This window comes from Ruegeria sp. CG1 (genome assembly GCF_056537265.1).
The window spans coordinates 372,543-385,828 of the sequence record NZ_JBQFRF010000002.1 but is presented as its reverse complement, the minus strand read 5'-3'; the positions used below and the strand labels follow the sequence as shown (position 1 = coordinate 385,828).

At 56.5% G+C, this 13,286-nt stretch carries 10 protein-coding genes; 3 read left to right on the top strand and 7 right to left on the bottom strand.

The annotated features are described in order from the left end of the window. Positions 1-23: 23 nt before the first annotated feature. Genes ACR0AU_RS07495 through ACR0AU_RS07480 form a run of 4 tightly spaced genes read right to left on the bottom strand, consistent with a single transcriptional unit; the run spans position 24 to position 6,271 of the window. Positions 24-1,298, bottom strand: coding sequence for a bifunctional folylpolyglutamate synthase/dihydrofolate synthase (locus ACR0AU_RS07495; protein WP_480795490.1), 1,275 nt, complete (start codon positions 1,296-1,298; stop codon positions 24-26). Further along, entirely contained in the window at positions 1,295-2,227 is a 933-nt protein-coding gene (gene accD, locus ACR0AU_RS07490; protein WP_170393952.1) for an acetyl-CoA carboxylase, carboxyltransferase subunit beta, read from the bottom strand. Before accD ends, ACR0AU_RS07495 begins: the two co-directional genes overlap by 4 nt. Positions 2,228-2,286: 59 nt before the next feature. Next, positions 2,287-3,186, bottom strand: a complete 900-nt coding sequence (locus tag ACR0AU_RS07485; RefSeq protein WP_170646892.1) for a type II CAAX endopeptidase family protein — start codon at positions 3,184-3,186, stop codon at positions 2,287-2,289. Beyond that, the gene (locus ACR0AU_RS07480; RefSeq protein ID WP_170732687.1) at positions 3,176-6,271 is read right to left on the bottom strand and encodes an ABC transporter transmembrane domain-containing protein; all 3,096 of its coding nucleotides are present in this window, start codon (positions 6,269-6,271) and stop codon (positions 3,176-3,178) included. Before ACR0AU_RS07480 ends, ACR0AU_RS07485 begins: the two co-directional genes overlap by 11 nt. A gap of 233 nt (positions 6,272-6,504) precedes the next feature. On the opposite strand from ACR0AU_RS07480, the gene ACR0AU_RS07475 reads away from it, so the two are divergent. From ACR0AU_RS07475 to ACR0AU_RS07465, 3 genes are all read left to right on the top strand, one after another. Then, the gene (locus ACR0AU_RS07475) at positions 6,505-7,266 is read left to right on the top strand and encodes a DUF6478 family protein (protein WP_170511855.1); all 762 of its coding nucleotides are present in this window, start codon (positions 6,505-6,507) and stop codon (positions 7,264-7,266) included. Between the two features lie 10 nt (positions 7,267-7,276). Then, positions 7,277-7,642, top strand: coding sequence for a hypothetical protein (locus ACR0AU_RS07470; protein ID WP_170732686.1), 366 nt, complete (start codon positions 7,277-7,279; stop codon positions 7,640-7,642). Positions 7,643-7,705: 63 nt separating this feature from the next. After that, positions 7,706-9,232: an MFS transporter gene (locus ACR0AU_RS07465; protein WP_480795489.1), complete on the top strand. Its 1,527-nt coding sequence runs from the start codon at positions 7,706-7,708 to the stop codon at positions 9,230-9,232. 48 nt (positions 9,233-9,280) lie between these two features. On the opposite strand, the gene ACR0AU_RS07460 is transcribed toward ACR0AU_RS07465, so the two are convergent. Genes ACR0AU_RS07460 through gpmI form a run of 3 tightly spaced genes read right to left on the bottom strand, consistent with a single transcriptional unit; the run spans position 9,281 to position 13,278 of the window. Then, a complete protein-coding gene (locus ACR0AU_RS07460; RefSeq protein ID WP_170393963.1) occupies positions 9,281-10,624 on the bottom strand; it encodes a S41 family peptidase in 1,344 nt (447 codons plus the stop codon). 6 nt (positions 10,625-10,630) lie between these two features. Next, positions 10,631-11,764 carry a peptidase M23 gene (locus ACR0AU_RS07455; RefSeq protein WP_170732684.1) on the bottom strand — a complete coding sequence of 378 codons (1,134 nt, stop codon included), beginning with the start codon at positions 11,762-11,764 and terminating at the stop codon, positions 10,631-10,633. Then, complete coding sequence (gene gpmI, locus ACR0AU_RS07450; RefSeq protein ID WP_480795488.1) at positions 11,761-13,278, bottom strand: 2,3-bisphosphoglycerate-independent phosphoglycerate mutase; 1,518 nt, start codon at positions 13,276-13,278, stop codon at positions 11,761-11,763. Before gpmI ends, ACR0AU_RS07455 begins: the two co-directional genes overlap by 4 nt. Positions 13,279-13,286 lie beyond the last annotated feature (8 nt).

The window sequence follows — 13,286 nt, the reverse complement described above, 5'->3', positions numbered from 1 at the left end:
GGATCTTTTCATCTGGCGGAGGATCAGGCGTTTTCTCTAAGGATGTTTCCCGCAAGATAAAGCGACCCGCAGATCAGAATGCGTGCATCAGGGGTTTGAGCGGTGATTGCGGCGAGCGCGTCTGTGACGCTGTCTGCTGTTGTGGCGGCCAGATTCACCTTAGCAGCAGCGGCGGCGGTTTCGGCCGCGCTCAGTGTATTCTGCTCACCCGGGATCGATACGGCCGTCAGGCTGTCTGCCCTTTGGGCCAATGGCGCGAGATAACCGGTGACATCTTTGGTATTCAGCATACCACAAATCAAATGCGTGGGACGTTCTGGTAGTGACGCTAAAACCTCGGCCAAAGCAGTGCCTGCAGCCGCGTTGTGACCGCCATCCAACCACAACTCAGCTTGAGGGGCCTGCTCGACCAGAGGACCGGTTTTTAGCCGCTGCATGCGCGCGGGCCATTCGGCCTTGGCGACAGCGGCCTCATAGGCATCATCGCCCATTTGCAGGTGGCGCAACGCAGCCAAAGCCGCGCCTGCATTTTTGATCTGATGAGCACCCAGTAGGTTTGGCATAGGCAGATCGCGCAAACCGGTTTCGTCCTGATAAATAAGGCGACCGTTCTCAGTATGAACATGCCAGTGCTGCCCGTGGACCATTAGCGGAGCGCCCAGACGGGCTGCGGTATATTCGATGACTTCCAGCGCCTCATCCTGCTGCGGGCCGACGATGCAGGGAACGCCCGGCTTGATGATTCCGGCTTTTTCAGCGGCGATCTTGCCCAAAGTGTCGCCCAGGAACTGCTCATGGTCGATCGAAACGGGGGTGATGACCGTCAACTCGGGCCGTTCGATCACGTTGGTGGCGTCCAGCCGCCCGCCCAGCCCGACTTCGAGCAGCGTATAGTCAGCTTTGGTGCGGGAAAATGCCAGCAGCGCGGCGCAGGTGGTGATTTCAAAATAGGTGATGTTCTCACCGCCATTGGCGGCGTAACACTCATCCAGCACGGCGGTAAGGTCGGGTTCGGAAATCAGCTCACCTGCCAGTCGGATTCGCTCGTGAAACCGGGCCAGATGAGGTGAGGTATAGGCATGGACCGCATGCCCTGCCCCTTCAAGCCCCGCCCGGATCATGGCCTGGGTCGAGCCCTTGCCATTGGTTCCAGCGATATGAATGACCGGAGGCAGCTTAACCTGAGGATTGTCTAGTGCCGCCAGCAAACGCCATACCCTGTCCAAGGTCAGGTCGATGATCTTGGGGTGCAGCGCCATCATCCGGTCTAGGATGGCATCCGAAGATGGGGAGGTCATTTTTCGACCGCGTCCTCGGTGGGTGCCTCGGTTGGGGCTTCTTCCGGCTCGGGCGCAGGAAGGTCGCCTTTGACCGCAGGGGGCTGCTTCATCAGCATTCGGGTGATGGTGATCAGCTCATCCCGCATCTCGGTGCGTTTGGTCACTCGGTCGAGCATCCCGTGATCCAGCAGATATTCAGCGCGCTGGAATCCTTCGGGCAGTTTCTCACGAATGGTCTGTTCGATCACACGGGGTCCGGCGAAACAGATCAGGGCATTGGGTTCCGAAATATGAACGTCACCCAGCATCGCGTACGAGGCTGTAACGCCGCCTGTAGTCGGGTGGGTCAGGACAACAATATAGGGCAGGTTTGCTTCTTTGAGCATCTCCACTGCGACCGTCGTACGCGGCATTTGCATCAGGCTCAGAATGCCTTCCTGCATCCGTGCGCCGCCGGCTGCCGAAAACAGGATCAGGGGCCGCTGTAGCCTAACAGCCTCCTGTGCTGCAGCAATGATGGCATTGCCTACATACATGCCCATCGATCCGCCCATGAACGAAAAATCCTGCGCGGCAGCCACGATCGGGGTACGGCCGATTTCGCCAACGGCGACCAGCATCGCTTCTTTCTCGCCGGTCTTTTTCTGGGCCGCCTTCATACGGTCAGGGTATTTTTTCTGATCCCGAAACTGCAGGGGATCGTCTTTCGGTGCCGGGACATCAACCTCGGAAAAAATACCGCCATCAAACAGATGTTGGAACCGATCGCGCGGCGTGATTGCCATGTGATGGTCGCACTGGGTACAGACATTCTGGTTTTCCGCCAATTCGCGGTGGAACAGCATGGTTCCACACTCATCACACTTGTGCCAAAGGTTTTCGGGCACTTCGCGGCGCGAGAAGATCGAATTGATCCGGGGGCGGACGTAGTTTGTGATCCAGTTCATGTCGGAACCTTGATAATTCGGCGTTGAAGTCAAATAAGACGCAATGCCGGGAAATGCAATCAGCGCCTAAGGACCAATCTTGCGGTGAGCCACCCCACGATCATCAGCGCAAAGTCGACTAGCAACCAAGGTCGCAACGCTTCGGCGTCCGATGCCTCATAAGGAAGATGGAACAAGGCCAGGCCACCAAGGTTGTCGGGAAGCGAAATGACAAGCAGAGCCGCGATGTTATTGAAAAAATGCAGCGCAATGGCGGGGCCCAGCGTGCCCGCTCGCGCGGTCAGATCGGCGGTCAAAAGCCCAAATGTCAGCGCCCAGATGGCAATCAAGACCGCATTGTCTCCGACCGTCGCGGGGCTGTAGTGGCCAGCTGCGAACAAGATTGATGGCAGACCCATCCAGATCAGCGGAGACCGAAACCGCGCGGCCAGGCCCTGTTGCATATAGCCTCGGAACAGGATTTCCTCGGCGCTGGTCTGAATCAGCACCGCAACAGCGGATAAGGGAAGCAGCATAAGCCATTTGGTTAACGCGAGATTCGCCACCAATGGTGCACCAAGGTCATAGGGGGGGAGTATGAATATGACTGCACCCAGCAGAAGCAATGCGCGAACAACGCGCCAAAACTGCCAGATTGCGATGGATTGTTCGCCCAGGACCGAGGCAAGTGACCGGTGCTGAAATAATCGTGCCCCCAACGCCACGCCAATAGTGACAAAAATAAAGCTGGAGAGCACAATAAGGAGCGCTGTTGGCGACGATCCATTCAAGAATGTGACCGCCGACCCTGATGAGCCAAGACTGGCAACGATTGCGAACAAGATTGCATTGAGCGTGACCACAACCACTGAGACTAGCGCAAGACCAGCCAACAAGCGCCATATCTCGGGATATCTGCGGGCGGCACCTAGCAACTGCTGATGACTTGAATAGGCACCCTGCCTTTCGTTAGTGCTCATCGGATTGCTCAGCATTTACAGAAGGCAGGTCATCCCCAATTGGAGTGTTGGGGTCACGCAACCGCTCGGACACCGTGGACAAATATCCGGCCACGGTTTCAAGCAACCTCATCGCAACGCCCGCGTCACTTTCAATCACAGCACGCAATTCCTCCGCGCCGATCCGCAGGAACGAGCAATCCGTGAGGGCCACCAAATCCAATTGTCGCGGCTCATTGGTGATAATCGCAAGATCGCCGATAAGGCGCCCGGGTTCTACTATCGAGAGCGAACGCATTTCACCGTGTTCATTCAGCCAATTCAGGCTCGCCGAACCTGAAATACACAAATATGCCGCGTCGGGAGCCTGGCCGCGTGCGAAAATGGTTTGACCTGCCGCGACCTCGTACCATTGGGCCGAAAACGCCAGAAGACGCTGGTTGCGCCCATCGACTCGTGAAAACAACTCGGTAGAAGAAATGATCTTGAGTTTCCGGCTCAGGTCGTCCGTCCCGGTGTCTTCGGCATCGGTGGACACGCGTGAGACACCATCGATCCGACCGTCCTTTATTTCAACAAACAAATCATAGGCTTCCGGATGGGCAAAATGATCCTCCATAAAAATCATGATCGAGTCGGGTAATAACTCGCGCAGCTTCAGACGGGTCCGCAGGCGGCTTTCAGAGTCGTGGCTGGCCAGTGCCTTGTCGAGTATCAGGATATCGGGGCGTTTGATCCCAGCACGAGAAAAGGCAGCACGCTCCTGAAACACTGTCGGAAGGTTATTCCCACCTAACCCGGACGGCAGGTCGTAGATGATCGCGGCGGCCCTTCGGCGCAGCCCGGCCTCGTTCAGAACCTCCGCGACCAGATCTTCGATCTCTTCTGCATGGGCACCAGCCATGATGGATACCCGACCATACAGAGCGTTTTCCATTGCTGTCAGGCGGGGAACGTAGACGTCCGGTGACACCGGCACGAACATCGCACCCATAGCGCCCCGCAGCCGTTCGGCCTGACTGTGACGAATGGAAAGGATTTTGTCCTTGTACTCCTCAGGGAAACTCGGGCCGATTTGTTCAGCGGTCAGCATGAATGGGACGGTCAACAGCAGCGCACGTTCCTGATCGCCGATGGCTTCTTCGCCCTTGGTTTTGCGGCGCTCTTCGATATCGAGCAGACGGTGGTACATGTCTTTTGACATGCCAAGCCGCAAGAACAACGGGTGATCGGCCCCATCTCGCCCGAAAGTCTGGTTTAGGGTTTCCAGAACGGCCTGAGCGATGCTGAGCGCGTCATCATCAAGGCCATTGCCCGTAAGCAACGACAGAAACCGGTGGTCCCCCGCCAGAATGTCCGGTGCGATATCATGCGTCGGTGAAGCGAACAGCAGGTTCCCGCCCAAGGGCACGGCGGGATTGAACTGGTCCGGATCGAACCGATAGACATACTTGTCCAAACCGCGCTCTTGCAGGCGTGTAGCAACGGTATCTCGCAGATCGACTATTTCTTTCGCCAGCACCGGGTGTACTTCCGGGTCGAACTGAGAGCGCAAAGTGCGCCGGAACATAAATTCATCAATGCCCATCGCTTCGACAAGCTGGAACCACCAATCACGAATATCCTCGATGTCATCAAGACCCGCGAGGCTTGGATCGATCCATTCATCGGACAATGAATCGGGTGGGTTCCCGGCGCGCACGGCTTCGATCTGGCGGCGTGAGGGGGCCTGCAATGCACCACTTTCGTGTTGAGGATGCGTGCGCAGCGGCATTAGCAGGTTATCACCCAATGTTCCGTCGAACAGGTAAGGGCGTGAATAGGCATAGCCGATCCGCGCCGCAATCACCGCCTGATGCAGGCTGTTGAGGTTGTGGCCAGCCATCAGAACCTCGCCTTGAACCGGCAGCACTTCGCGCGTCAGCAACTGCGCAAGCGCACTGCGTTCCGAAGCGTGTTTCGACTGAATCGCAACCCGAGCGCCTTGGGGAATGGTAAGATCAATATCCTCAAGGATGGTCTTGCCGTCATCATCACGAACGGTCACGTTGCGCAGCTCGATATCGCCGGTCAGGTGCGGGATTGCCTCGGGGACGCCCTCAAACAACTGTTCGGGTATCATATTCGATGGGGCAAACCGTTCGGTCACAATTTCCCAGCGCAGTGACATGTCCTGTACCTGGTTGTAGTAGGTCAGAAGATCCTTCCAAGGGCCGCTGAGGTCTTTATATGCACCCAACGCGGCGACTAATGCGCCCACTGTCACCTCGCCCGTGATCGCCAGATAGCCGCCTACTGAATAGAATAGGAAGGGTGTCATCTGAGTGATCAGATTGTTGAGGAACTTCATGAAGAACTTCTTGTTGTAGATCTTAAAGCGGATCTCGAACAAGGTTCCTAGCCGATGGCTGAATTGCGCCAGACGATAGCGCCAGCCGCCATTGGTGCGCAGATCGCTGATACCAGCAGCGCTTTCGCCAATCTCAGAGCTCAGCCGCCGGACCTCCTGAATGCGATCCTTGTTCAGAAGGTTGATCTGACGCTGCAACTTGGGAATCAGCCAAGCCTGCAAAGGGATCAATGCAATACTGGCCAGACCAAACCACACGCTTTGCATGAAAAGAAACGTGACGATCGTCATCATCTGGCCGAACTGAAAAACGGGCTGCGCGATGGCATCTCCCATCAACCCGCCCATGGGTTCGGCCTCGGACGTGATCATCGATACCAGTTCACCCTGGCTGGTGGTGGCGAAATAGGATTTGGGAAAGCGCATCGAGCGGCTGATCAAGGTAAAGCGAAGGCGACGCAACATCCGTTCAGAGAGAATGCCTTTCATGGTATTGATGCGCATTTTCATCACGCCACTGGCGATGACAGTTGCCAAAAAGGCAAAGCACAGAATCAGCAGGTACTGCACCTGTGTCACGGTGATACCGAGTACTGTCACGGTGTCTGCGGGCGCACCAATCGCGTCGTTGATGATCTGCTTAGGAAGCTCCAACGAAGCGTAAAGGAACGGAAATGACAGAACGGTCAGCAATAGTAGGACCAATTGCTGTTTTTTCGAATGCTTCCATATGAATGAAAATAGGGTGGGTTCCATTCCCCTGCCTCATGATGAGCCTGTATGATCCGGGACAAATGCCGATTGCCCGAGCGCCGACGGTAAGCCTCGGCCCGAGCTATTGCAAGAATGGCGGCTCTTTGCGACGCAGAAACCAGCTGGATAGGAGATCACATTTAGGATTCGGGAAGATTTATCCGCTAATCAAGTAAGACTGGTTTGTCCCCTGCCCCGACTTTGACTAAAGAGGGGCTGTCTTGAAAGATGGGGCGATGGGCAGATTACTGGATCGATATGTTCAACTAAAGGCTCTCGGGCGCTGGCAGCGTGCCGCGCAGCAGTCTGACCACCTCGCACTGCCTGAGCTTCGCCGCCAACGTGATGACGCCCGGCGGTTGCGCGGCAAACTTGAACAAGCAATTCAAAAAGCTGATGCTCGCCTGATCCAACCCTTGATTGGGGCGACGCAGTTTCCAAAACCCCTGGGAACGGATTGGTCGTGGCGACCGGACCTGTGGCGGACGCCACTGATCCGCAAAGGTATAGCCTCGGCCCCGCGCAAGGCGCGGATGGATGGGCAGGTCATCCTGTTTCACGATTGCAGCCAGGTCGAGATCGGGCTGCAGCAAATCCGAAATCGGCGAGACAAGGATTTGGCGCCTTTCAGTCTGGCCGTTGAGGTATTTGATTTTCAGGGATCTTTCCTGTCGCTTTCCATTGATCTGCCCACGGATGCCGCCATAAATCTGTCCCGCCAGCATCTGATGCGGGTCGACACTCTGGTTGAGTGCGAGCGTTCTACTGTTGTCTTCGCCCGCCTGAACATTCAGCATGGCCCTAATACCGAGCAGGTTCTGCGCGAACTTGATCTTTCAACACCTGCGGCGACTGTAGATTTTGATCTGGCCCATCTGAACGTGAATGAGCGTCGAATTGAAAAACTCTGGCTGGATCTGATCATTGATCAACCCGCGATGAACCGTGTGGTGTTTCGTGACCTGACATTCTGCCGTTACCACCGGGCCGATCTGTAAAGGGTACTCAATGTCTCATACCACCCTGACACCAATCCGCTTCGAAAACGGCCTGTGGGAAGGCCATTTGACCAGCGAAAGCCCCCCTCAGATCAAGGTGCTGTTTCTTGGTGAGACTTTGACTGATGTGGAGTTGGAACCAGCAAAAGATGGCTGGGCCTTGCGCATCCCAGTGCCGCCCGCCGCCCTGTCGGAAGGTGTCCATACTGTCGTGATTCACGATGGAACAACAGGCCATAAGCTGGGGGATTTCACCATCATCGCCGGTTCACCCGCCGCAGATGATCTGAGGGCCGAAGTCGCTTTGTTGCGCGCCGAGTTGGACATGTTAAAGCGCGCGTTCCGCCGCTCTCAGGCATCTCAAAGCGAAACCTGACCACAGTACCGATAGGATTGTCCCTATCTTTTCAGGTCCATACGTGCATCATTGGATTGGCCTATGGATCGCAACAGCATCATAAAGGTCATCGCGCTGATGGTGACGGGTTTCGGGATCGGGATCGATTTTACCGGTGCCCTGATGCTGGTCCCGGCAATCGAAAACAGCTTTGACGCCGACATCACCAGCACCCAGTGGGTTCTGAATATTTACGCTCTGTTCTTTGCAATGACGATGGTGGCCGGAGGTCGCCTGGGTGACATGTATGGTCATCGCAAGATGATGATCATCGGTCTTTCGATCTTTCTGTTTGCGTCGGCTTTATGCTTTGTCTCACCCGGTTTGGACTACCTGATCGGCGCACGCGCCTTGCAGGGGATCGGGGCGGGATGCGTGTGGCCCTGCACATTGGCATTTGGAGCCACCAAAGTGTCGAAAGAAGAACACCGCGCATTGGTGATGGGGCTGATACTGGCGGGTGTCACCACGGGTAATGTCTTTGGACCGATGATTAGCGGCGCGGTGGTCAATCTGGGTGATTGGCGGTTGTTTTTCCTCGCCAATGTGGTGTTTTCCAGCATTTCGATGACGACTGCGATCCTGCTGATGGAGCGTGAGACCGAGCATAAGAAAGGTGAACACATCGACTTTGCCGGGATGGGTATCCTGTCTTTTGCAGTTTTGCTCTTGCTTTACGGTTTGGATGTTGGTGCCGATTGGGGCTGGACTTCGCTGCCGCTTTTGCTGCTGTTTTTAGTCAGCGCCGTTTTGTTCTTCCTGTTTCCGAAAGTCGAAAAGAGGGTCAAGGAACCCTTGCTAATGCCTCAGTTGATGCAGAACCGAGAGTTTCTGATTACCTTGGGTCTGAATATGTTCAACGTCTCGGCAGCTTTTGTTGGGCTGCTTTATTTTCCGCAGTATATGCAAAAAGTCTTGGGATGGTCTGTGTTCCAATCGGCGCTGGGTTTGGCACCGCTGACGGTGTTGCTAGCGGTCGGATCGATCGTCTCGGGTACGCTGTATAACGATTTTGGGCCCAAGCGACTGCTGTTTTGGGGATATATTTGCGCCACAGTCGGGGCGGCAAGCGTTGTCATCATGCCTTCCGGGACCGGATATTTTCAGATTCTGCCCGGAATGGCGCTGATTGGTTTGGGCGCAACGCTGACGGTCGGGCCTTCGGGGACAGCCGCCGTATGCGCGGTCAAACCGGAGCGCGCCGGACTGGTGGGTGGCCTGAGTTTCATGACCCATCTGGTCTATGGGGCAATCGCGGTCGCCTGTGCGACGGCGGTCATGTATGTGACAAGCCTGTCCAGCCTGAAAACCCGATTGACCGCGTCAGGCATCAACATGTCCGAGGCTGATCAGAAAGCGATCAATGGTGGAACGCTGAACACAGACTCGGCAAAAGCAGTGCTTGAAAAGTTGAATTCAGGTGAAACTGAAAAGGTTCAGGCCGCCATTGCGGCGGCCTTTGATACCGGAATGAATATGGCTTTTGTATTCGCCACGATCTCAGTCGCTGCTGGAATCGTCCTAGCGCTGATGCTGGATGAGAAAAAGCTGCACAAGGTCGAAGGGTAACACTTCAGGGTGCGAGAATAGGGCCGCTGATGGCGGCCCCCCTCCCCTTTATTGTGACGGCCCGGTCGGATTGAACGCGGACAGGCCTTTGAGGATATCGATGGCATATGCCAGTTGATAATCCTCTTCGCGCAGCTCTGCGGTGGCTTCGGCTTTGGCGCGATCCTCTTCAATCTGGCGAATCTCGTCCTCGCTGAGGCTGTCATTATTCAGGCTGCCGCGCAGATCGGCCTCGGACCGGGTGCGGGTGTTTGTATCTTCCTCTTCCTCGTCAACCGGGTTGTTGCGTGGTTGTTCGACGATGATGTCCGGGCTGACGCCAAGCGCCTGAATCGAACGACCCGAGGGCGTGTAGTAGCGAGAGGTTGTCAGACGCATAGCCCCGTCACCCCGAAGCGGCATGACCGTCTGCACCGATCCCTTGCCGAAGCTCTTAGTGCCAACCACGATGGCGCGATTGTGATCCTGCAAGGCGCCCGCGACAATTTCCGACGCCGAGGCCGAACCACCGTTGATCAGCACAACGATGGGCTTGCCTCCGGTCAGATCACCGGGTGTTGCGTTGAATCGCTCACCATCTTCGAGATTGCGACCCCGGGTCGAGACGATTTCGCCCTCATCCAGGAACGCGTCAGAGACCTTGATGGCCTGAGTCAACAACCCGCCGGGATTGTTACGCAGATCCAGAACGATCCCATTGACGTTTTCGATGCCCCCGGCCTCTTCAATCTGTTCTTCCAGTCCTTCCTTAAGGTTCGGATAGGTTTGGTCATTGAAGGTCGTGACACGCAACACGACACTTGTACCTTCGGTACGTGCACGAACTGCGGTCAGCTTGATCGTGTCGCGAACGATCGTTACGTCGAATGGCTCCTGCTCGCCTTCACGCACGACTGTGATCACGATTTCCGATCCCACCGGGCCGCGCATCAGGTCCACGGCTTTATCCAGCGTCAGCCCCAAAATGCTCTCGCCATCCACATGAGTGATGAAATCGCCCGCTTCGATACCAGCAGCATCCGCTGGGGTGTCATCGATGGGCGATACAACTTTGACAAAGCCTTCTTCCTGCGTGACTTCGATACCGAGCCCGCCAAACTCGCCACGTGTCTGCACGCGCATCTGCTCGGCATCATCAGGCGACAGGTAGCTGGAATGTGGGTCTAGCGAGGTCAGCATCCCATCAATCGCAGCCTCGATCAGCTCGTCGGTTTCTACCTCTTCGACATACTGGGCGCGAATACGTTCGAAAATGTCACCGAACAGATCAAGTTGTTCGTAAACACTTGCCTTGTTCTCGGCCTCTTGCGCAAGCAGAGGGCCTGCGATCTGTGTTGTTGCGACTATCCCTGCCACGGTGCCGGCCAGTCCGGCCATCACAAATTTCTTCATACTCGTTTATCCATCCTTGTCCGTCCGGAACCATGATTCCGGGTCCACTGGGCTGTTATCCTGTCTTACTTCTATATAGAGCGTTTCTGACCAGTCAGTTCCAGTGCCATCACCGCTTGTTGACATAATAGCGCCGATTTCCGGAGTTTCACCCGGCATCAAACCTACCGGAGTACCCTCGGGTATCACTTCCCCGGTCAGACCATATACCTCTTGCAGACCTGAGAACACGAATAGCAATCCGGGCTGGGGTTCAAGGATCACAAGATTCCCGAGATCCAGCAAGGGCCCGCGGTAACGGATCGTGGCAGCCGTTGGCGCGGTGACCAATGCGCGGGGTCGCGTGCCCAGCACCAGCCCGGGGCGCGTTACCCCCGCCGCGTCCGTTTCGCCCGCCCAGTGCAGCATGACCCCTTGTGCGGGCAAGGCGATTTGACCTTTCCGGCCCGAGACATCTGCATTTGTATCTTCAATCTCACCATCGGTGATCTCGGATAACCCACTGGCAAACCCATCCAGCGTTTCGGTCGAGGATATCAGGATCGCTGTACGCACAGGATCTTCTACGAAACGGCGAGGCAGATCGGTCCGGTCCGCTATCGCCTCACTAAGCTGCGTGCGGGCATCCTGAACACCCTCCAACCCTTCGGTCAGCGTATTGGCAGCGTTTTGTTGAAGCTGTCGCAGTGTCTGTACCTCTTGCAATTCGTTTGCTAGCGCCTGAGCCTGCGCGTTCAACCCAGGCGTAACTTCGGACAACATCATACCAGTGCGCGCGGCCCCAAGTGGGCCGGACGGGTGCAGCATAAGTACCGGAGGCGCGGTGGTTTCGATCGTCTGCAGAACACCTAAAAGCTGCGCCACCTCCTGCTCTTGTACCTGCAATTCTGCAGTCAATTGCGCCTCGCGCAAGGCCGCGCGGCGCAGGCCGTCGCGCATGGCGCTCAGACCGGCCTCATAGGCTTTTATGGTTTCGGTCAGAGCTTTGACCCGGTCGCGGGCAGATTCGGCCTCAGTCAACGCGATCGAGGCTTGCTCCAGCATCTCGGCCGCTTCTAGTGCCGCCTTTGACGGGCTGGTTTGGGCGACGACAGGGGTGGCCCAAATCAGCGCTGCAGCAACGATCGGGCGCAATCTCATGTCAGCAAGCTTTCCCCTGTCATTTCAACGGGTTTCGGCAATTCCATAAGCTGCAACAAAGTTGGAGCAAGATCGGCCAAGCGCCCATCGCGCAGGCTTGAACCTTCGGGGCCGCCGGCCAGAACGACAGGCACGGGGTTCAGCGTATGGGCCGTATGTGGACCGCCCGTCTCCGGATCGACCATCATTTCGCAGTTACCATGATCTGCGGTCACGATCATCGCACCCCCGACCTGCTTCAGCGCTGCAACCACCTGCCCCAGACCTTGATCAACAGCCTCACAGGCCTTGATCGCAGCTTTCAGATCACCGGTATGGCCAACCATATCGGGATTGGCGTAGTTGGTGACGATCAGATCATATCCGCCGTGGATCGCCTCGACGAACTTTTCTGTCACTTCGGCCGAGGACATCTCGGGCTGCAAATCATATGTCGCCACTTTGGGCGATTTGGGCATGAAGCGATCCTCGCCACCCTCAGGCTGCTCTTTGCCACCGTTCAGGAAGAAAGTGACATGAGGGTACTTCTCGGTCTCGGCCAGCCGGAACTGGCGCAGGCCTTGCTTAGCAACCCATTCGCCCAGCGTGTTCACGATATCCCGCTTGGGAAATACGGTCGTCATATAATCGTTGTGGCCATCGGAATACTCAACCATGCCAAGTAACGCCGACAACTGCGGACGCGGACCGGTGTCGAACTCAGCAAAACCGGGCTCCCCAATTGCCCGCAGGATTTCTCGGGCACGGTCGGCGCGGAAGTTCAGGCAAAAGAACCCGTCACCGTCCTTGATACCGGAATAACCAGCAAGAACCGTGGGCGCGATAAACTCGTCGGTTTCGGATTGGGCGTAGGCATGGTCGACGGCCTCATGGGCCGAGGCCACGGTGCGCCCCTGACCTTTGACTATTGCGTCATAAGCCTCGGAAACGCGTTCCCAGCGATTATCGCGGTCCATGGCAAAGTAGCGCCCACAGACGGTGACGACCTTCGCGCCATCGGGCAACCGGTCTTCGAGTTCGGCGATATAGGTAAAGGCCGATTTCGGGGCCACATCGCGCCCGTCGGTGATCGCATGTAGCGCCACAGGCACACCCGCATCGGTAACCGCTTTGGCGGCAGCCACGATGTGATCCAGGTGCCCGTGCACGCCCCCATCCGATACCAGCCCCATCAGATGTGCTGTCCCGCCTGCAGCTTTCACCTTAGCGATGAAGCTCTGCAGCGCCTCATTGTGAAAGAAAGAACCGTCTTCTATGGCTAGGTCAATCTGCCCCAGATCCATCGCAACCACGCGCCCAGCCCCGATATTGGTGTGACCAACCTCGGAATTACCCATCTGACCACTAGGTAGACCCACATCCGGCCCGTGCGTTATCAGTTGCGCATGAGGACCTTCAGCCATGAGAGCATCAAAGGTTGGCGTATTTGCCAGATAAACCGCATTGGCCTTGGTGTCGTCGGATAGGCCCCAACCATCAAGGATACAAAGGACAACGGGCTTTGGGGCGGTCATGAAAGCTC

Bases quoted from the DNA above. Each gene is read 5' to 3' on its own strand.
- ACR0AU_RS07495 (WP_480795490.1), bottom strand. From the start codon at position 1,298: ATGACCTCCCCATCTTCGGATGCCATCCTAGACCGGATGATGGCGCTG.
- accD (WP_170393952.1), bottom strand. From the start codon at position 2,227: ATGAACTGGATCACAAACTACGTCCGCCCCCGGATCAATTCGATCTTC.
- ACR0AU_RS07485 (WP_170646892.1), bottom strand. From the start codon at position 3,186: ATGAGCACTAACGAAAGGCAGGGTGCCTATTCAAGTCATCAGCAGTTG.
- ACR0AU_RS07480 (WP_170732687.1), bottom strand. From the start codon at position 6,271: ATGGAACCCACCCTATTTTCATTCATATGGAAGCATTCGAAAAAACAG.
- ACR0AU_RS07475 (WP_170511855.1), top strand. From the start codon at position 6,505: ATGGGCAGATTACTGGATCGATATGTTCAACTAAAGGCTCTCGGGCGC.
- ACR0AU_RS07470 (WP_170732686.1), top strand. From the start codon at position 7,277: ATGTCTCATACCACCCTGACACCAATCCGCTTCGAAAACGGCCTGTGG.
- ACR0AU_RS07465 (WP_480795489.1), top strand. From the start codon at position 7,706: ATGGATCGCAACAGCATCATAAAGGTCATCGCGCTGATGGTGACGGGT.
- ACR0AU_RS07460 (WP_170393963.1), bottom strand. From the start codon at position 10,624: ATGAAGAAATTTGTGATGGCCGGACTGGCCGGCACCGTGGCAGGGATA.
- ACR0AU_RS07455 (WP_170732684.1), bottom strand. From the start codon at position 11,764: ATGAGATTGCGCCCGATCGTTGCTGCAGCGCTGATTTGGGCCACCCCT.
- gpmI (WP_480795488.1), bottom strand. From the start codon at position 13,278: ATGACCGCCCCAAAGCCCGTTGTCCTTTGTATCCTTGATGGTTGGGGC.